Genomic DNA, 19,068 nt, shown 5'->3' with positions numbered 1-19,068 from the left:
GGAAGAAGGCATGACGAGAACAAGACGCCTGGAAGACCTTTGGTCACACATTCACTGCCTGGGAGTGCTGGCCAATACCGGCAGCTTCACGGCCGCCGCCCGCCGTTTGCAGATCAGCAAGGCATCGGTGAGCCAGCGGATTGCCGAGCTGGAGCAGGCGGCCGGGGTTCCCCTCGTGCGCCGCACGACCCGCAGTGTCAGCCTGACCGAAGCCGGGCAGCGTCTGGCCGGCCAGACCGCCGAGGCCTACCTCCGCATCGAGGAAGGCTTCTCGGCGGTGCGGGACCTGTCCGATGCGCCGCGTGGCGTGCTGTCCGTGACCGCTCCCGTGGCGCTGGGGCGCCAGATCATCGCGCCGCTGATACCCGGGTTCCTGAGCCGCTTCCCCGATGTCCGGATCCAGTTGGAGCTAAGCGATCATCTGGCGTCATTGGCCACCGAGGGGTTCGACCTGGCCATCCGGCACGTCGCCGGCGTGCCGGAGACGCACGTGGCGTCGGTGATCTGCGAGACACGCTCAGTGCTCGTCGCGACGCCGGCATACCTGTCCAAGCACGGCACGCCAAGGACCCCGATCGATCTCGCGGGCCACAACTGCCTTCACTACCTCCGGCGCAGCGGCGGCGCCACCTGGTCATTCGAGTCGCGCGCTGGAGGGAAAAGTATGGTGGTGCCGGTGTCGGGAAGCTTCACGGCGAACAACAGCGAAGTGCTGCGGGAAGCGGCGGCCGGCTCGCTCGGGATCGCGCTGCTGCCGGATTTCAGCGCGGGCGAGGCCTTGCGCAGCGGGGTTCTGGTCGAGGTCCTGCCGGCGTGGCGTGTGGTCGGAGACTACGCGGAGCGGCTCTATGCGGTCCGGCCCTACACGGCGCGGGTGCCTCGGACCGTGTCCTCCTTCGTCAGTTTTCTTCGAGATGCCATTCCGGCATTCGGCGGCGCCGAAGGACCTGCCCCGGCGCAGCGCGCTCGCGGCTAGTTGATCTGCAGCCCCGACTTGGCCACCAGGTCGGCATAGATCGCGTCCCCCTGGCGGATGTACCGCTCGGTCTCGGCAGGCGACAGCACGTGGGGAATGCCCCCGAAGTTGGCATTTCCGGCCACCCACTTCGGATCCCGCGCAATCTGTTCTAGCGCCGACGCCCATTTGTCGACGGCTTCCGGGTTCATCCCGGGCGGCCCGAAAAGCCCGCTCCAGCCTATGACCGCCTCTAGCTGAGGGAACCCCAACTCGCGCGCGGTCGGTATGTCCGGAAACTGCGCAATGCGTTCCGGCGTGGTCGTCAGCAGGGCACGCAGCTTTCCGCTTGCAAGAATGCCGGTCATCGAACTCAGGTTATTGCAGGCGAAGTCGACGTCCTTGCTGAGCACCGCCAGCGCCACCTCGTTGCCTCCCTTATACGGAACGCTTACCACGGCGTCCGCCTTCAGCCCAAGATTGCTGAGCAGCAACTGGGGCGCGAGGTTCTGCACCGTCGCCGGGCCGGAATGGCTGTAGTTGAGCATCCCGGGGTGCGCCTTCAACGCATTCGTCAGGTCGCCGAAGGTTTTGTACGGGCTGTCCGGATGCACCACACAGGCCACCGGATTCAGTTCCAGCAGCCCGATGAAGGTGAAGTCTTTGGAAGTGTACGGAGTCGTCTTCGGTTGCAGCGCGGGCAGCAACACCTGGGATCCGATCCGGCCGACCAGGAGCGTATAGCCGTCGGGCGCGGCATTCTTCACGGCGGTAGAGCCGATCGCGCCGTTCGCTCCTGCCTTGTTGACCACGACGACAGGCTGCCCCAGGACGCCTTGCGCGGCGGCGGACAGATTGCGGGCCGCCATATCGGCGTCGCCGCCCGCGCTGAATGGAACGATGAGCTGTATCGGCTTGGCGGGATAGGTCTGGGCGGATGCCAGGCCGGAAAATGCGCCGAATAGACAAAGCGCGGCGCGAGCGAACGCACCCGGGCGGGTGCCGGAAAGGCTGATCATGGGATGTCTCCTGTCGTTCTAAGGGACGAAACCGGACTGCAACCGTGCCCGGCGCGCCGAGGTCAATGACCGGTAGCGGACGGGTCCGATGCGCTAAAAACCGGGGCGGCCTCTCCCGCCATGGAGACGTTGATACAGGCCGGCAGCCCGCTGTCTACCGCCAGCCCGAGCGCAGTCTTGAGGCTTTCGGCGTCATGGGCGGCGAAGCCGGCGCCTCCAAGCGCCGACGCCACATCGTGGTAGCGCGCCGTCGGCGAAAGCTCGCAGCCGATCAGCCGCTGCGGGCCGTACGTGCGCACCTGGATCAAGTGCTCCGCATTCCAGCGCAGGTCGTTGCCGATCACCGCGATGATCGAGGCGTTTTCACGAACGGCGGTGTCGAGCTCCATCAAGTGAAAGCCCGCGGTGCCGTCACCCATGAGGACGACCACCGTCGCGTCGGGCCGGGCGATCTTCGCCGCGATCGCGTAGCAGACGCCCGCGCCGATTGCCCCGGACATCCCGTTGATGATGCGGGTAGGGGCTGCGCAAAATGCCTGCGCCCACTGGCCGAACTCGCCACCGTCGCAGACCAGGACCGGATCGGGCACGGACGCCAGGAAGGTCTGCACTGTTTCGCAGAGCGCGCGCGGCCCCAGCGGGGCGCCCGCGGAGGCGGCGAGACCGCGGCTGGCGCGGTTCCGGAGCGCCCCGTCCACCCGCGCGCGCCACGCGCTGCGCTCGGCCACCGGTCGCGCTGCCCGCAGCGCGGAAAGCACCGCCACGGGCTCTCCCTGGAGCGTGAGGGCGAGGCGCTCGCCGAGGAGGCGGCCCGCGCGTTCGAGCATCCTGGCATCGGGATCGATCACCGCGACCCGGGCATGCTCGCCAAGCGCGCGCGTGCCGCCGAACCCCAACGTGAAGTCCAGGCACTTTCCTGCCAGCACGATGAGGTCTGCGTGGGGAATGATCTCGGACAAGGAGCCCAGGGAAGGGTCCTTGAGGCCGCGGGGGCTTTCCATCGGGACGACGGGAACCCCAAGCGTCTCTTCCAGCTTATCGAAGGCTGCGCGCATGTGCGATCGCGCGCCAGCCGGTCCCGCCAGGACCAGGGGGCGTTCCGCGTCAGTCACAAGCGCCGCGAGCCTTTCCAGGATGCCCGCGTCGAACGGGGCGGCCGCCCGGCTGGCAGCCGGCTCGGGGAGTTCCTTCAGGCCCGTCTCGGCCGTCAACAAGTCAAAAGGGAGCGCCAGGTGGACCGGCCCGCGCCGAGGCGCGAGCGCCTGGCCGACTGCATTGTCGAGCGCGGGATAGAGTTCCTGTACGGTCAGCGGACGGATCGAGAGTTTGGTCAGCGGGCTGGTGATGGAGACCTGGTCCAGCTCCTGGAACGCGCCCGAGCCGTCTTCCCCCACGGAGGAATCGCCGGATATGAGCAACAGCGGGCTTTCCGCCTGCGACGCCGAATAAAGGGGCGCGAGGCCATTGGTAATGCCCGGCGCCGCCGTGAGCATCGCGACTCCAAGCTCTCCGGTAATCTGGGCCCACGCGTCGGCCATGAAAACGGCGGCCGCCTCATGCCGCACGTGGATGATGCGGATACCAGCGTCGAGACAGGCATCATAGAGCGGCATGATCTGATTGCCAGACAAGCTGAAGATTGTCTTGACGCCCAGGCGATGCAGCGAACGGATAATCAACTGAGATCCAAGCACCTGTGTCTCCGTCATGGCCGCGCCTGGGAAAATCCGCGCGCGCATTTTCTTGCCGTCTAGGGGAGGGGCCAGTCTAACGACTATCCAGCGCCTGTTGGTTGATGATTTTTGAACCTACATGAGGGGAGGCCCCGCCTGGAGATTGAAGCCGGCAGGCGCCGCGGAAAGCACTGACGCGGAGCGCGGACAGGCGGTTCGCACCGGTGTCTGGCACCCCCGCGAGATGACGATACGCCTTGAAAAGACGTTTCTTGGGTGCCAGACACCCGGCCCCGGATCGCATGGCATATCAAACAGCAGACTTGACGAACAATCAACCAACTAGTAGATTGGTTTCCTTGCCACGCTCATCGGCTGCCCCATCCAGGCCTGCCGCGGGCATCTTTGCAATCAGCCAACACCGACGATAGACATGGACACAGAACTTTCGCCCAGGGCCGCCGAGATCGCCGAGCACACGAAGATCCTGCTCGCCGCAGGGGGCTACAACGGCTTTAGCTATGCCGACATTTCGGATCGGGTGCGCATCGGCAAGGCCAGCATCCACCACCATTTCCCCAGCAAAGCCGAACTGGTTCTGACCGTGGTCGTCCAGCACCGGGCGCAGTCCCGGACTGGCCTGGCCGCGCTGGACAAGCAAGTCGCGGATCCGCGCGCGCGCCTCGATGCCTACACCGGCTACTGGACGGCGTGCATCCGGGACGCGACCTCTCCCATATGCATCTGCGCTATGCTGGCCGCCGAACTGCCGGCCGTCCCCCGCGAAGTCGCGGACGAAGTGCAAGGGTATTTCCGGGATTTGTCCGCCTGGCTCGAATCCGTGCTCAAGAAAGGCGCGGCGACCGGGCAATTCCGCCTCCAGGACACCGCGGCCGTGGAGGCCAACGCCTTCATGGCCACCGTGCATGGCGCCATGCTGTCCGCCCGGGCCTTCGACAACCCCGCGATATTCGAATCCATCACGCAGGCGGCGATCCGCCGGCTTGCGCCGGAAGCATGAAGTACATGCCGCCCATCCAGATGGGTCGGCTTTTTTTTATCGCACTAATCAACCAACTAGTTGATTGGATATCGAAGCAGCAGCCACCCACAACGGAGGCCTGCGCTCGATCCCAATCAGCGCCATCAGGAGCGAACCTTCATGTCCCACTCTCTTTCGCCACTAGGCATAGGCCATACGCTGATCAGCCTGATCCCGCTCGCCGCGGGGCTCTACAGCTTCGCGCGCCATCGCGGCATCGACCGCAACACGCGTTCGGGCAAAACCTATCTTGCGGGACTGACCTTGTCGGTGCTGACCTCCTTCGGCCTTTCCAGCACCGGCGGCATCAATGCGGGGCATGTGCTGGGCGTCCTCGCACTGCTTGCCGCATGCGCTGGCGTCTTCATCCATCGAATGCCGATTCTTGCTCGCCTGCACCCTTATCTGTCTGCCTTCCTGTTCTCTTTCAGCTTTTTCCTGCTGGGCGTGCCCGGGATCGGCGAAACCCTGAGACGGCTCCCCCCCGCGCATCCGCTGGCCTCCAACCTGCAATCTCCGATCCTGCTCGGCACGCTGGCCTCATGGTTTGCCCTCTTCGTGTTGGGGACAGCATTGCAAGCCGGCTGGATCTGGTCCCGACGCAAGACGCGGGCTTAGCGCACAAGCCCCTCGCTTTCCTTGGAGGAACCGTATGCTGTTGCCGATAGCCGCATCCGATAGACCGCACATCCATGCCACGCATCCGCTGCGGCATGCCGCCTACGCGGATCTTGCGACCCCAGCCCAGCCCGCCCGCCAGATGCCGCCTTCATGCGCCGCGATGCCCCAACTGGCGGACATCGCGTTAGCCCCCCAGAATCCGGACGTGCTGCGGGACCAGTGCGCGGACGATCGTGTGCATCGCGCGGTGCAAGCATTCCAGGCTTCCCGCAGGGCGCTACCGGCCTGCGTAGGCGCGGCTTGGGGGTCGGTCGAATGCCTGCAGCGCTTCCAGCCCTATTTCGTCGTGCGCAGCGATCCGCCCATCGACACGGCCAATACCCCGGCGCCCGTCAGGCCATGGCGTCTGGCCGTGGCCGACACCGAACGCGCGACCCTGGACCGAGGCTTCGAAAACTCCCGCCAGCGCCGGCAATTGCCTGCCTGAGCCTTGGTTTCCCAAACAATGGATAGGCGATCACTCCATCGCGCTATCCATCATTTCTCCTGAAAATGCCGGGCTACCCATCGCTCGCAGACTACCCATAGTTGCGGGGCGCCCCTGGCGATGACAGGCCCATACCGGGCAAGCACCTGCTCAAGCGAAACGCCGCTTTCCTTCCAAGTGCCGCCGTCGGTGAACACATTCGTAAGAAGAGGCTGAAATCGATCGAGCGCCTTTGCGAACTTCGCGTCCTCGGTCTCAGCGCGCTCAAATTCTTGCCAAAGACCAAGGAGTGCGTCGGCTTGCGGCTGCGGCAATAAGCCGAATATCCGCTCCGCAGCCCTGACCTCCTGTTTGGTCTGGATTTCGCTCGATGTCCCGCCGTGGATCGGAAAATCGCCGACATCGATTTCGACGATGTCATGCAGCAAGAGCATTTGCATGACTCGATGTGCATTGATCGATCCGCATGCGTACTCGCTCAGCACCAAGGCGTACATGGCCAAGTGCCATGAATGCTCGGCCGAATTTTCCCTCCGGCTTCCATCAAGCAGTGGCGACTGCCGGGTGACGGCTTTCAGCCGATCAATCTCTCGCAAGAAAACCAGTTGCTGTTCCAGCTTGTTCAATGGCGTGATCCTCCTGGTTCTCCCTGATCGCAACTTGCGAATTACGCTTGCTGCCGCGTGGCGGCCAGGACGATTTCACGCACGCACACGCCATCTGGCTGCGAATAGGCGTAGTGGATGGCGTTGGCCACGTCCTCGGCGGCCAGCACCTTGCCGCCCATCTCGGCCTTCCAGGCTTCATAGCCCGTCTTGATCCCTTCATCGGTGGTATGGCCCAACAACTCAGTTTCCACGGCGCCCGGCGCGATCGTCGTCACGCGCACATTGTGCGCCGAGAGTTCTTCGCGCAGGTTCTCCGACAATCCGTGCACGGCGAACTTGGTGCCCACATAGGCCACATGGTTGGGAAAAGTCTTGCGGCCCGCCACCGAACTGATATTGATGATGTTGCCGCGCTTGCGCTGGACCATTCCCGCCGCGACGGCATGCACCCCGTTCAGCACGCCTTTGACGTTCACATCCAGCATGCGGTCCCATTGGTCCGGATCCTGGCGGGTAATGTCGCCCAACAGCATGACGCCCGCGTTGTTGATGAGGGCGTCGGCCAGGCCAAAACGGTTTTCGCCTTCCTGGACGGCGGCGGCCAGCGCGGCGCGATCGGTCACATCCACGGACAGCGCCAGGGTGTCGGGCAGGTTCAGCGCCTGCATTTTTTCCAGCCGGCGAGCCAGCAACAGCAGGGGATGGCCGTGCGCCGAGAACAGGCGGGCGGTGGCCAGCCCAATGCCGGAACTGGCGCCCGTGATGATGACGAGGGGCTTTTTCGAGGAAGGCATGATGGACTCCAGGTATCGGTCTTACGTATGTTTTAGTGCTGTACTGAATGCTATGACTGCAAATATCCCTTGAGAAATGGTTTATTTTTTTGAGAGAAATCGGGAAAACTTATGGATAGCCGCCAACTCAAGGCTTTTGTAGCTGTCTTCGAAGAGCGCAACATAACGGTCGCCGCCCGTCGCCTCCATCTGAGCCAGCCCGCCCTGTCGGGAACGATCAAAAGCCTGGAAGACTTGCTGGGCACTCAATTGTTCATGCGCCAGGCGCGAGGTGTCGCCGTGACGGAGGACGCCCGTATCCTGTACCCGCAGGCGCGCCGCATCCTGTCGCAAACGGACTCGATGACCCACCAGTTCCGCCATGGCTCGCATACATCGCGAATCGCCATCGGCGTCGGGGCGGACATTGCAGGACCAGACATCGCCGCTTTCGTGCACGCGGCGCGGCAAGCGGTGCCGGCGCTTTTTGTGAGCCTGCTCGAAGGCTGCGACGGCGATGCCCGACTGGCGACCGAAGACGAGCGCTGCGAGGATGAGCTGTTCTTGACGTTGTCCGTGGACCCCTACGTTCTGGCCATCCCTGAAGGCATCGGTGCCGATGCTGAATTGCCATGGATCGTATGCCCGAACCATCCGACACATCAGCGCCTTCTCCCCTTCTATGGCGCAGCGGCAAACATGCCAGCCGCGCACGCGGGGTCGCTGCGTTTGGCGCTGGAATTGACGGCAGCCAGAGTAGGCATCTGCGTGGCACCCGAATCCCTGGCGCGCAGCCAGGCCGGTGTCGAGATCCGACCTATGGACGGGTTGGAAATGTCGCGCCGCGTAGGTCTTTGCTATGCGGTGCAATCGCTGGACAAACCTGCGGTGGCCATGCTCGTCGAGCGATTCCGGGAGCCGTCGGGCGCTTTGGTGTAGCGCGGAAGAAAGTGCGCGTGGTGCTGCCCTGTGTCAGACACCCCTACGAGATGCCGGTACGGATTGAAGAGACGCTTCCCGGGTGTCTGACACTCCCAGGGGCAAATGTCGTTGCCATAGTTGGGTGTCAAACGCCAAACCTCGTCCAGCCATGAAAAAAGCCGTTGGCGCAAAAATGCCAACGGCTTTCAAATTCTGGTGCCCGGGGCCGGAATCGAATCGGCACGCCTTGCGGCGGGGGATTTTGAGTCGGTAATTTACAGTGTTGCTACAGGAAAATGGGGCGAATTCTAGCGTAGGTTGAAATAGGTAAAACCAGTTTCAAATCAGTAGGTTAGAGTATTTTACATGAATTGATGAAAACTGGTCACTGTACCTGTACTGTACCTAAATTTCGGTACAGTGTTGACGAGGGAGCGCCCGAGCAGAATTACCGTGAGAAACTTACAGCGGAATTTCGAGTGTCCCCGACGATAGCGGTTCGAGAGCAGTTGCTGCCGATTATGTGCGACGAAGGAAAACATTGCCGAGCAAGCTGTTGTCAGCCCAGTTGCAGAAGTTTCGTGAGGTTGCTTCTCAGCTGATGCTCAACTTCGTCAAGGGACATTCCCCAAACTTCAGAGAGAACCGTACACACGCGCCAGGCATCCCATGGCCTTAAAGTCACACCATTCTGCTCTGTGAAAGGACCATCTGTCTCAGGAAGCACTCGGTTCATCGGCATTTGGGCAAGCAAAGAACGACCTTTCTCGCTGGTCAGCATCGCCGGCCCAACACTAAACCAGCAGCCCAGTCGCGATGCCATTCGAAGTTCAGCAACGCCTCCAGAGAACCAATGTAGCAAAGGAACCCCTACATCGCCTGCAGCAGCCAGCGCTGCGATGACCTGTTGGGCAGCACCCCGTGAATGGATGCTGATTATTCGCCCACCTTGGAGACGGCATTCTGTCAGCACCGCTTGAAAGGCTCGCTGCTGTAGTTCGAAAGATTTACGCAATTTTGGCGTGCCATCGAGGCCAACTTCGCCAACAAATCGAGCGCCCTTGATACCCGAGACTAACTGTTCAAGCTCTACAAACTTGGCTTCCAGCACTTCAGGATGGAGGCCGAGCGCAACATGAATGTTTCGTAATTCTCCAAAGACCCTTGATGTTGCCTGATACGCCCGAGGGCTGGTTGTCACCACGAGCGTGAATTCATTTCGAACGTTGACTTTCCTCGCCAGTGCCAAGCCATCGGGATACAGGTCTAAATGTGAATGAACGTCAATCATAGGACGCCGTGCGCTTGTAGCAGCACTGCCAGTTCTTTGAGCCCGCGTTCAACCACCCCTTCAAACGCAATTCGATGATCTGACGCCGCAAAAGCGAACTGTCCTGCGGTGAAAATGCGAATGCCGTCTTCATCAGCCTTCAATATGGCAGTAGCTACCGCCGCCACATCGTTAGCGCCTTGATCTGGCTGAGCTGCCTTCAAATCATCGTGGACGTAAATAGCAGTGGAATCTGGAATGCCTGATCGCATGAACGCGGAGCGCCGAACCATACATGGCACGCAACGTCCACAATGTTTTAAACCAAAAACCGAAAAACGCCCGCAACTGGTTGACGTCCCTGCCAATTCACGGAGGCGATGTGGATCTCGACACCCGGCCATCATTTCGCCCTTTGTCATTGCTGCGTAGGGAAGATGCAGTTCAGCAGGCACGCCAAGCTCCGTCCATAAATGCTGTAGCCGATGCATGAAGACAGGGTGTGTAGTCTTTGTACTCAGACTCCCGACTCGTCCGGCGGTCAACGGCACATTCAGGCTGATAAGACCGTTCTCTGGAACGAAAAGGTCTACAACCTCATCCCCCGTCGTTTGTGCGTGACTGTCAGCAGCAATTGCCGCAAATGCGAAGAATACGATTGAGCGGCCGCGCGTTGAAGCCTCTCCTTCGCGCTGAGGTTTAAGCCAAATGTTTTGATTCCACTGTAAATGACGTTCACCTCCACCAAGGGTGCGAGCGTATAAGCGCTGGTTCTCCGAGTCGCCCCTAGCTATGTGTGATACGAAGATGGGCCGCCGTCCTTCAGCGTGCAGATCCAATGCACCGATCAAACTATCGAGCCCACCCGAAAGGAGAGATACGCAATCTGCGTCGTATGTGGCTATGAGTCTCGGCGCTGGGGGCGGGTAACCGCCATCAACGAAGCTGAGCTTCCAAAAGTCTCCCGTCAGGAAACGTAACGCCAGCTCAAGCTCAGAAGTTAACTGTGCAAAGGGAGCGGGCTCATAAAGAGCTATCTCCAATTCAATGGTTCTAGTCCATCCGTCTGCCGAAAGGTCGCGCTCTACAATATGATCAGCAGCGTTGACTGCAAGAGCGAGCGTCAGAAAGTCCCAACTGGCCGCACGCGGAGTGAGACCTGCTTGCTTTATTTCGTCAATGAGCGATGTGCCAATCGTGCTTACGTCTGGCAAGCCATCATGGGCATACATAGAAACGTAATTGATATCAGCACTGCGGACTTCTGGTATACAGTCTTTGGGCGCGCAGAAAACCTTCGTCATAGGTCTGCCTCAAACAGTTCGAATGTCATCTTCAACGCTTCTTGCAGGATGCTAGCGAGCTGCGATCGAGATGGATTGGCCACCGTGTTCCGTAACAGGTCTACATGCGCCCCTATTTCATTTTTGAGGAATCGTCGCATTTCCCGTTCGCGCTGCACTGCTGTTCGAGGGTCCAGTTGGGAGTTTTCAAAAACCGGACCCAGATCAAAGCACAGCCTATTTCCGGCCTCGTTAGCCAAATAGCCCTTCATCAGCTCCCAGATGTTGTCGACGCCCATACTCAAAGGATCAATGGTTGGATTGTCTTTGATGAGTTCGGAAAGAGCGTGATCCATCGAGTCGCGCAGCGACTCTTCGTCGGCACTGCCGCCTGGCGGGGCGAGCTCGCGCACGATGGCGTCGACGACATCTTCTGCGGATGGGTTGGTCGCACGTAAGTTGTCGACCCACTGGCGAGCTTCAGGCGTGCTACCTTGGCCTACCGCATTCAGAAACGAGAATAGCGCTGCGCCAGCACTGGTCGACGCCCGCATGCGGTTCGCAGACGCGCCTGCGCCGCCTCCACCTTTGCTGGAGTAGTGACCTATTGCGCGCCGAAGCTGGTCAGTGTTTCCTGTTCTTGCGAACTTACCAAATGCTCTACGTGCATCCCCGTAGCGGTTCGGTGGAGCGATACCTGGAGGAATTACCGGAGAATCTGCTCCATCATCTGGCGGAACCACATCGCCGCCGCTGCCAACCCCACCGATAACGTCGTCCAGCCAAGGAGGGTCCAGACTTACACCGCTAGCCGGCCCTTTGCTTGATGTTGAGGTCCCCATTATTTGCCACCTTTCTTCTGTCGCCTTAGATACTCACGGGACTTTTCGTCCGTATCAGTATCGTTTTCCCATTCTTGCAGGACCTCAGCAGCCCATGATTGGTTTTTAAGAAGAGGGATGAGCGCCACGCTGCGCTTCCTACCGGGAACCTCATAAAGCGCAGTCGCGAGTTGAGTTCCTAGAGTTGGATGCGCCTCTGTGCAATTGAGACACCGCATAAAGTCTTCCATTTCCCATTGATTCTCGTGGCCTTTGCGAATTGCGCGAGTGAGTATTCGAGAGGCATCCCCCTCTCCAAGGGACGATAGCTGTCTGATAAGCAGAGCTGAGCGATCTGTTGCCTCCATGGTCGCTTCCAGTATTTTTTTGGCTTCAGCAGACAACTCATCGTACGCAGCCAAGCCCAGGCTGCGGTCACGGCTGAGATGAAGAATCGGCTGAAGGTTCTCTTTTGCCAGGCGAGGCGCGAGCTTCAACCACTGTTCATAAAATGGCCCAGTCCACGACGGATGCGGCGGCTCGTAGGGTTCCCCCTTTGTTGCAGCATCCTCCAACGCGTCCAGAAAGTCGGCATAGCCGTCTGGGTTTGCGGCCACTGCTTTGGTAAGGTGTTCAAATGCAGCGCTCGACGAGCAGCGCTCGAAAAGTTGAATCTTGACTAGTTGCTCTAACGCGAGCGGCATCTCCATGTCATTGGCAATAGTTTGACGAATCATGAGATTGTTTAGGAAGCGCTTGATAAGGCGAGGATTTCCGGCGATCTCCGCTGATGTGACAAGCAGGGGAGCCAACTGGTCGGCAATGTCCAACTCTTTAGTCACTGCCTCCTTCTCGGCTTTGAATGCTTCACCGAGCTCTTCGCGCGAAATACCTCTCGACCAAGATTTTTTCAGTAGCTTGAGCACTTCCACTTGTCCGGTAGACTGCGCTTTCTTCGAAAGCCGACCTTCGCGTTCAGCGAGGTCGGTGAGTAGCAGTGCCAGATACGCCTTGACCTCGTTAATCCCCAAACGCGGAACTCGCAGCGGAATTTGAATTAGCTTGTCGAAGTAGCTGGTGACAAGTCCATCTTCAATTTCAACGCCTTTGAAGTGCGCGCGTACGGCTCCGCGAATCATGCTTTCATCTGCCGCAATCAAGAAAGCGGTGCGTTCAACGTGTAGTAACAGCCGCATTGCTTCCAGCGTGCCAATCGCCGTAGGGGGAAGACATCGGTCTAAATCGTCAACAAAGACGACCAGACGGACCTCCAGCTTCGCCAACAGCTCTGCAAAGGCCTTTCGTAAGCCTTCGATTTCTTTGGGCAGCGAAGCTTCCTTCTTTTCGCCAATTAGGTCCTTGAGATCTGGAGAAAGCTCAGCGTAAGCATTCTGTACAGCCTGAAGATTTTCCGAGCGTTTACTTTCATCGGAGAATCCCTGAACAAGCCCAGTCACGGCCCCGAACAGTGCACCCAGCGGACCAGCAGCCACACTACCAACTGCAACATGTGCTACTGCGGGTGCGACGATACGTCCAACCTTCAACAGCTTGACGCGTTTGGCGAAATCAAGCGCGTTATCGACGAAAGTCTTCCTCCTGGAGGCTTCTTCGACAAGTCGGTCTGCAACTGCTTGCAGCAGCGCTTGTCGAGCATCTTCGTAGCCCTGATATAGCCACGCATTGAACTCCATGAGAATGTAAGGAGGCTTTTTGTCGTCGGGCGCAATACCTTGACCTAGCTGAGTCTGAACAAGCTTTACGAGTGTTGATTTACCGGCTCCCCAGCCACCGGATATTCCGATAGTGACGGGGCTGTTTCCAGCATTCTTTATGAGGTTAGCAGCGGCATTCGCCACCAGACCAAAATTTAGAAGGTCTGCCTCGGCCTCAATGTCGTGCCACATTCGTCGTTCCTTGTTCTATATATCTCGAATGAGATTTATTGTCCGGCGTATCTATTAAATATCTGACGGTACAAGCTCTGACTGCCAGGCTAACTTCTGCTTTTGGCCGAAAGCACCCAGTTCCGAACTGGTACTTCCAAATGTGTGGTCACACTTAAATTGCTGCATCACATGTGTAGTGCAAATCCCGGCGACAGCCTATCCTGCACTAGCTCCCATCACCTCAATTTCTTCGTCATGACTAAGTTTTTGGGTGCTACAAGGAGCCACGCGGCCTCACAAACTCGTTGAGGTCGATTTGCCCGTCGATGAAGCGTTGTGCGTGTGCTTCATCGGCGGCACTTAGCAAGAACCCCTCTAAGCCGACTGATGCGCGTGCGTAACTAACGGCCGCTACACGTCGATCACGCTCGGCATCGGATATCGTTTTGCTTAGTTCCGTTTCGTGCATATCCATTTCAGCCATGGTTGTCTTCCTTGCTATAGGTAACGCTATTTTACAAGGTGTGGGATTTTTTGGGGCTTTATCGAGAAACCGGGCAAAAAGGTTTCGCGCAGAAACTGTCTTGTTTTCTACCGATCAATAGGTTTCCCCGATTCTCGGCCATCCCGGCTGTGTACAAGGACTAGGGTACTTCCCAAAGAGGCTTTGCCTCTCTGGACTCTCCACCCTCGCCGGCGGGAGCCTCGGGGGCAGGGGTTACGGGCCGTTGGCCCTGCACTCCTACCCCCGGGCGCAGCGTGTGGGCACTTCTGCCGCGTCAAGGGGCCGTGTCCTCGCCCGTTGGGCTGCGGGCCGCACCAACCCCTTGACCCGTCATCCGTGCTTTCTACGGGCATGATTCGGTGTACGGGTTGCGGTTGTGACTGGAAGATGTGTCAAGGGCGGGACCGGAAGCCGCAGCCCGAAGCGAAGCGTAGGGAACGGGTGAGGATACCGGGCGTAGCCTTTACCCTTGAGGCATCTGGAGGTCACGCAGCCTTGTGGCAAGGGGTAGGAGCAAGGCGAAGCCGCCGGGCCTGCCCCCGCAGCCAGTCCGGCAAGATCGGACGCGGGATGCAACCGAAGGGGTTGCCCAAGCGAAGCGCGGAGTGTTCCGACTGGTGACAGAGTTGCGACCTGGCCGAGCTGCCGGCGTCACCAATGCCGGCGATGGTGACGCGATCGCGCGCTCGAGCACGATCGGCCGTCACCAAAAAGAAACCCCGCCGGGGCGGGGTTGTGGTGCAGATCGAGGGACTTACCGCCGACGCAGCTCAGCCATTGCCTTGTCGTGCGGTCTGTCCTTCATCGTTGGTACTCCATCACCGGCAGCGGGTAGGCCCGCGCGGTGTTTTCCATGTTGTAGCGGTATTCCAGACGGCCAAGCGTGGAGGGTTTCGCCCCTGTCCGCCTTGCCGCCTGGGCGACCGCCTGCACGTCCCTGGTGGTATGGTCAGAAAGGCCCGATAGGCGCGCTTTGATGGCCCGAGGATTGTCCGACCTTTCCCACTCTTGCAGCCAATGGGCAACGCTCTGGCTGTCGGAAATGCCGCCCGTTGAAAGCCTCATGAGACGCAATAGGGCGTCGTGCTCCATCAGTGTGAACATGGCTCATCAGCTCCCCTTGACCTTGCCACCGGCCGCCAGCCCCCAGTTCTTGCCGAGGTTCTCCACGACGTGCTGCCGATAGGCGGGGTTCCACATCGAGTTACCCGCCGCCAGATGGTTAAGTCGGCCCCCCGTGACCATCATTCCACTTTGCATATCGCGGCGCGTGGTTTGTCGGTTCAAAACCTGGGTGACGGGGGAGGCCGCCGCCTGGGTGACTTGTCGGAGCGTGATACCTGTCGAGGACATGCCGCCGGCCAAGGCCGCCGCCGCTTCAAATGCCTTTTGCAGCAAGAACAGGGTGACACCCGTAACGATCAGGATTTCAAGCATCGTGGCGATAGGGGGGTCAGTGGTGGAAGCAAGAACCGTGGCCGTAAGCGTACTGAAAAACTTCATGCCCATGCCGAGAACCGTTGTCACGAGAGCGATTTGCATGATGTAAGTCATGACCTGACCGAACCAGCTATCAAACCATTTGGCAGTGGCGGGGAACATCAGCATGGCGATGAAGAACGGGCCGATTCCGAGCATGACGGTAAGCATAATCTTGGAAACGATGACCATCGCGCCAGCAGGAATGGCGACTAACAGCGTGGCGAGATAGATGATGACGGCGTTCAGAAAGTCATAAGCCGCCATGGTGTATTCATACCATTGCCGTTTGCCCATTTTTTCGAGCATGTCGCCGCCGATATTGAAGCCATCCGTGACCGCTTTATCAAGCACTTGATAGACCGAGGTTGCCTGCGTACTGCTACCCGATGCCGAGAATGCATCAGCCACGCTGGTTTCCAAGCCGCGCAGAGCTTCGACAACCCATGAAAGGTATGTCGGGGCACTCATCGCCAAGCCGCCAATGACAATGAACTTTCCGCACGTTTTCATAAAATTGGAGGCGGGTGCTTCGACATATCCGAAGATGATGGCGAACCCCATCAGGACGAACGTCAGCGTTCCAGCGTAGATGAAAACATCGGTGAACATGGAAATGACGTTGCCCGACGTGACCTGAACGAACGTGTTCAGAGTCATGTCGATACTCTCGCCAATCCACTCGAAAATATTTGATTCGATAGCCATTTCACTTTCCCCCTTCGAGCGCGTTTATCGGGGCGTGCTTCGTGTAGCCGCGCTTTTCAACGGTCAGATGGTTTGCCGCCGTAACGGCATTGATGCAGTTCGGGGAGGCGTTTAGTTCTCCGGGGTTAGCCTTGCACTTGGCAATCATGGTCGAGCGCTCGGCCTCATGGGTCTTGTACCAATCGACGGTTTGAACAGGCGTGTTTTCGCCGCAGCCAGCCAGGAAAGCCGCGACGCACAGGGCGATAAAGAGCTTTTTCATTTGCGTACCTCGCGTGCTTCGGCGTCGATAGTTCGGCCGTTGAATTGCCGGGCTTCGTGCTGTTGCAGCACGTCCAATGCGTGGGCCAGCTCGGTCGCGTCGATGATGCGTAGCGCCACGACGGTGCGCAGAGCGCTTTCCCGCGTGCCTGCCCAATGGCCGGTGAAGCGTTCGCCAGAATTGCGCAGCACAAACACGCAGCCGCTCAGGCAGGCCACGGAGATCAAGACCGCCATGCCGGGGGCAATTGGGGCCGACTGGCGCGGCAGCGTGATACCGAACCAATCTACTGCCGCCACCAGGAACGGAACGATGGCGAGGGTTGCGGCCAGAATGTCGCCTTGAACAAGGGACGGTGCGCGGCGGCCGACTTCACGCGAGAAGCCCATGCGATCAATGCAGAGCCACCACCGCCGCATAAACAGGAGCGTGAAGAAGCAAGCAACCAGAACAGGGGCGTGAATATAGGAAATCATGGTGTGTCCCTCACTTGTCCAGCAGGTTGAAAGGCTGGTGCTTCGTGTATTCACAATTAGCCAGAACCTTGGCATTGATTTCACGCTGCCGTTGCTGCTGTAGACGGTCCTCGGCCTGCGCCACCATTTGGTACATCTGGAGCTTGGTTTGCTCGTTCTGGATCATGGCTTGCTCGGCCGCGATCCGGCCTTGCAGCTCCGCGATGACCTTGGGGTCCTGGGTCTGGCTGATGCGGCCCATCAGTCCATCAATTTGCTGCAAGCGGCCTTTGGCTTTGTCGTAGGCGTCCAGGGCGAAAGCTTTATCCTGAGCACCCTTCACGGCCTGCGCTTCGCAGCTCGTCCGCTGCGACGCGACTGCGAAATTGGCACACGCGTCATAGACTTTGTTGTCGTCGTAGATTTGGGCAGCTCGCCCGCTCAGGCCGGAATAGCCGCCGGTTTTTACGCTGTCATAGACGGCTTGCCAGTCTTGGGGGAGGTAGTCTCGTAGTTCCGGGTTGTTCAGGACGTTGCCCAGGCCACGCGATCCGGTGAACGACTGGTATTGCTGCTTCATCTGGTCAATTTGCGAAGTCATCTGCTCGACTTGCTGCGCCCAGCGCGCCGTATTGGCCGAGAACTCGGCCACCGTCATTGACGAGTCAGTGGCCTGCGTCGTTACCGTCACGGGTATCTGTGCGAAAGCGGTCGATGACGCGGCAATGCCGACAGCCAGAATGCAAGAGGCTGATATTTTTTTCATGTTCGCCACTCCTGAGAGGTTGAGGGCGAACGCAGGACCGTGCTTTCCGGTCTGTCGGTCTGTTCAGGAACCGCGCCCAGTACGGCAATGCGTTCTTAGGGCGACTAAGCGGCCGATCTGCTCTCGGCGGTCGGAACCCTTCTTTTCGGGTCGGCACCCGGTACGCTAGGCGTCCTTGGGGCGGTGCAACGTTCGTGTTGGTTAAAGGTACAACCGAAGTTGATTGTACTTACGGTTAATGTAAAGTAGCTTCCCGACTACGGCCACCACATCCGACGATCGATGATGATGCGATCTGACAAATACGAGATGTTCGCCAACTCCGTCAACGCCATTTCTACCGTTCGGAACCGGTAAGGCCGGCCCTTGTCATCCATGACGGGGTGCTCTGTCGTGCCGTCCTGCACGGCCAAGGAAAACCCTTTCCAGTAGTGTGCATACAGAATGACCTGCACGTCACCTGTGCGCTCCGGGTCGTCACAATAGTCTTGCAGGGCGTCGTAGCGTAAAGCCATCTTATGATCCTTCTTGCGCAGTCAGTTAACGGCTCAGGTCGTCTTTGTCTGAACGGTTGGTCTTGTCCGGCTGCTGGGCGGCCTTGGTCGCCTCGATGCTGTTCTGGCTTCGCTGCGGAACCTGTAGTTTCCTGTCCTGCGAGAGATCAAGAAACCGGACGATTTTGAGGGCAAGCGATTTGTCCTTGTCGTCCCCAGTGGCTAACGCTTTCGCGATGTGCCCGTAGCCATTTCTGATGGCGCGTGAAACGCCGGAACGCATGCGCTGATCCCGCTCTACCACTTTGGGATTCTTGCCTCGCTTGGCGGCGTGTCGGGTTGCCTGCTTGACGGTTATGTGTGTGCCTGAGCGTGCCCTGCGTGGTGTTGCATTCGCCTCAATGCCTTGTTCACGCAGAGCCTCGGCAAAGCGTTCCCTCCATCGTTGCAGATCCGCCTTTCTCGGATTGAGCCGACTGCCGTCGAGGCCCAGGGCCTTGACGCAAAGATGGCCGTGGGGAAGCGCTTCATCGTCATGGATGGCGAAGACATACGCATGGTTGTCACCGAACTCTGCTTTCGCGAATGCACGGATGGCGTCATTGACGGCGCGCCGGTCGGTGCCGGGGGGCATGGATAGCACGATATTGAACGTTTCGCGGCGCGAGCCGTTATCAGGCAGCCCGTACTGGCCGCTCTTCCATTCGTCGCGCACGTCCTGTACCGCATCGCGACCAAGGATGATTTCGCCGTCTTCGTTCTCGAGCTCTACTAGGCCGTTGCGCGAGATGTAGTCGAGATGCGCTTTGACCTGCGCGATGCCTTTCCCTCCACCGGAAATTTTGACCATGACTTCAGGCGCTTTACGGGTGGTGAGCATCAGCTTGTCGCGAATTCGCGAACTGCCTGTCAATAGCAGAGGCTTGGACGGCGGCGAGGTGCGTGATCTGGTCACCGTGCGCTTTGGCCCTTGGCCGCTGACTGGCTTGGTATAGATGCGTTCGCCCCAGTCCTTCAAGATGCCATCCATGACTCGA

The 19,068-nt window shown here is 59.3% G+C and carries 21 protein-coding genes; 5 read left to right on the top strand and 16 right to left on the bottom strand.

Going from position 1 to position 19,068, the window contains the following annotated elements; translation table 11 throughout:
• Positions 1-10: 10 nt before the first annotated feature.
• Positions 11-976, top strand: coding sequence for a LysR family transcriptional regulator (locus WHX56_RS01105; RefSeq protein WP_338880045.1), 966 nt, complete (start codon positions 11-13; stop codon positions 974-976).
• On the opposite strand, the gene WHX56_RS01100 is transcribed toward WHX56_RS01105, so the two are convergent.
• Together WHX56_RS01100 and WHX56_RS01095 are read right to left on the bottom strand one after the other, a co-directional pair.
• On the bottom strand, positions 973-1,974 hold the full coding sequence (locus WHX56_RS01100; protein WP_338880044.1) for a tripartite tricarboxylate transporter substrate binding protein: 1,002 nt from the start codon (positions 1,972-1,974) through the stop codon (positions 973-975). The two genes, WHX56_RS01105 and WHX56_RS01100, sit on opposite strands and share 4 nt — an antisense overlap.
• 62 nt (positions 1,975-2,036) lie before the next feature.
• Positions 2,037-3,683 carry a thiamine pyrophosphate-binding protein gene (locus WHX56_RS01095; RefSeq protein WP_338880043.1) on the bottom strand — a complete coding sequence of 549 codons (1,647 nt, stop codon included), beginning with the start codon at positions 3,681-3,683 and terminating at the stop codon, positions 2,037-2,039.
• 397 nt (positions 3,684-4,080) lie between these two features.
• On the opposite strand from WHX56_RS01095, the gene WHX56_RS01090 reads away from it, so the two are divergent.
• The 3 genes from WHX56_RS01090 to WHX56_RS01080 all read left to right on the top strand — a co-directional run bounded on the left by WHX56_RS01090 (position 4,081) and on the right by WHX56_RS01080 (position 5,797).
• Positions 4,081-4,668, top strand: coding sequence for a TetR/AcrR family transcriptional regulator (locus WHX56_RS01090; RefSeq protein WP_338880042.1), 588 nt, complete (start codon positions 4,081-4,083; stop codon positions 4,666-4,668).
• Positions 4,669-4,809: 141 nt separating this feature from the next.
• Positions 4,810-5,307, top strand: coding sequence for a hypothetical protein (locus WHX56_RS01085; protein WP_338880041.1), 498 nt, complete (start codon positions 4,810-4,812; stop codon positions 5,305-5,307).
• Positions 5,308-5,341: 34 nt separating this feature from the next.
• Positions 5,342-5,797: a hypothetical protein gene (locus WHX56_RS01080; protein ID WP_338880040.1), complete on the top strand. Its 456-nt coding sequence runs from the start codon at positions 5,342-5,344 to the stop codon at positions 5,795-5,797.
• Positions 5,798-5,847: 50 nt separating this feature from the next.
• Here the strand turns inward: WHX56_RS01080 and WHX56_RS01075 are convergent, their stop codons facing one another.
• Together WHX56_RS01075 and WHX56_RS01070 are read right to left on the bottom strand one after the other, a co-directional pair.
• A complete protein-coding gene (locus tag WHX56_RS01075) occupies positions 5,848-6,423 on the bottom strand; it encodes an HD domain-containing protein (protein ID WP_338880039.1) in 576 nt (191 codons plus the stop codon).
• A gap of 41 nt (positions 6,424-6,464) precedes the next feature.
• Complete coding sequence (locus tag WHX56_RS01070) at positions 6,465-7,199, bottom strand: SDR family oxidoreductase (RefSeq protein WP_338880038.1); 735 nt, start codon at positions 7,197-7,199, stop codon at positions 6,465-6,467.
• A gap of 111 nt (positions 7,200-7,310) precedes the next feature.
• On the opposite strand from WHX56_RS01070, the gene WHX56_RS01065 reads away from it, so the two are divergent.
• Positions 7,311-8,117: a LysR family transcriptional regulator gene (locus WHX56_RS01065; RefSeq protein ID WP_338880037.1), complete on the top strand. Its 807-nt coding sequence runs from the start codon at positions 7,311-7,313 to the stop codon at positions 8,115-8,117.
• 541 nt (positions 8,118-8,658) lie between these two features.
• On the opposite strand, the gene qatD is transcribed toward WHX56_RS01065, so the two are convergent.
• The 12 genes from qatD to WHX56_RS01005 form a co-directional block, all read right to left on the bottom strand.
• Positions 8,659-9,390 (bottom strand): Qat anti-phage system TatD family nuclease QatD, encoded by a 732-nt coding sequence (gene qatD, locus WHX56_RS01060; protein WP_338880036.1) that lies wholly within the window; start codon positions 9,388-9,390, stop codon positions 8,659-8,661.
• Positions 9,387-10,673: a Qat anti-phage system QueC-like protein QatC gene (gene qatC, locus WHX56_RS01055; RefSeq protein ID WP_338880035.1), complete on the bottom strand. Its 1,287-nt coding sequence runs from the start codon at positions 10,671-10,673 to the stop codon at positions 9,387-9,389. The genes qatD and qatC overlap by 4 nt, the downstream gene beginning before the upstream one ends.
• Positions 10,670-11,494 carry a Qat anti-phage system associated protein QatB gene (qatB, locus tag WHX56_RS01050; RefSeq protein ID WP_338880034.1) on the bottom strand — a complete coding sequence of 275 codons (825 nt, stop codon included), beginning with the start codon at positions 11,492-11,494 and terminating at the stop codon, positions 10,670-10,672. The genes qatC and qatB overlap by 4 nt, the downstream gene beginning before the upstream one ends.
• A complete protein-coding gene (locus WHX56_RS01045) occupies positions 11,494-13,380 on the bottom strand; it encodes a KAP family P-loop NTPase fold protein (RefSeq protein ID WP_338880033.1) in 1,887 nt (628 codons plus the stop codon). Before WHX56_RS01045 ends, qatB begins: the two co-directional genes overlap by 1 nt.
• Positions 13,381-13,636: 256 nt before the next feature.
• Positions 13,637-13,846, bottom strand: a complete 210-nt coding sequence (locus tag WHX56_RS01040) for an antitoxin VbhA family protein (protein WP_338880032.1) — start codon at positions 13,844-13,846, stop codon at positions 13,637-13,639.
• Positions 13,847-14,668: 822 nt separating this feature from the next.
• Positions 14,669-14,971, bottom strand: a complete 303-nt coding sequence (locus WHX56_RS01035; protein ID WP_338880031.1) for a hypothetical protein — start codon at positions 14,969-14,971, stop codon at positions 14,669-14,671.
• Positions 14,972-14,977: 6 nt separating this feature from the next.
• The gene (locus WHX56_RS01030) at positions 14,978-16,054 is read right to left on the bottom strand and encodes a type IV secretion system protein (protein WP_338880030.1); all 1,077 of its coding nucleotides are present in this window, start codon (positions 16,052-16,054) and stop codon (positions 14,978-14,980) included.
• 1 nt (position 16,055) lies between these two features.
• Positions 16,056-16,316 carry an EexN family lipoprotein gene (locus WHX56_RS01025; protein WP_338880029.1) on the bottom strand — a complete coding sequence of 87 codons (261 nt, stop codon included), beginning with the start codon at positions 16,314-16,316 and terminating at the stop codon, positions 16,056-16,058.
• Complete coding sequence (locus WHX56_RS01020) at positions 16,313-16,792, bottom strand: hypothetical protein (protein WP_338880028.1); 480 nt, start codon at positions 16,790-16,792, stop codon at positions 16,313-16,315. The genes WHX56_RS01025 and WHX56_RS01020 overlap by 4 nt, the downstream gene beginning before the upstream one ends.
• Before the next feature lie 10 nt (positions 16,793-16,802).
• Positions 16,803-17,537, bottom strand: a complete 735-nt coding sequence (gene virB5 / locus WHX56_RS01015) for a P-type DNA transfer protein VirB5 (protein ID WP_338880027.1) — start codon at positions 17,535-17,537, stop codon at positions 16,803-16,805.
• A 257-nt stretch (positions 17,538-17,794) separates the two neighbouring features.
• Positions 17,795-18,052: a hypothetical protein gene (locus WHX56_RS01010; protein WP_262759479.1), complete on the bottom strand. Its 258-nt coding sequence runs from the start codon at positions 18,050-18,052 to the stop codon at positions 17,795-17,797.
• Between the two features lie 25 nt (positions 18,053-18,077).
• Positions 18,078-19,061, bottom strand: coding sequence for a relaxase/mobilization nuclease domain-containing protein (locus WHX56_RS01005; RefSeq protein ID WP_338880026.1), 984 nt, complete (start codon positions 19,059-19,061; stop codon positions 18,078-18,080).
• Between the last annotated feature and the right edge of the window lie 7 nt (positions 19,062-19,068).

The sequence above is a fragment of the Achromobacter veterisilvae genome, assembly GCF_037619525.1.
Classification (GTDB): domain Bacteria; phylum Pseudomonadota; class Gammaproteobacteria; order Burkholderiales; family Burkholderiaceae_B; genus Achromobacter; species Achromobacter veterisilvae.
Note: the sequence above shows the minus strand (reverse complement) of the source record. Positions and strands in the feature narration are given on the sequence as shown.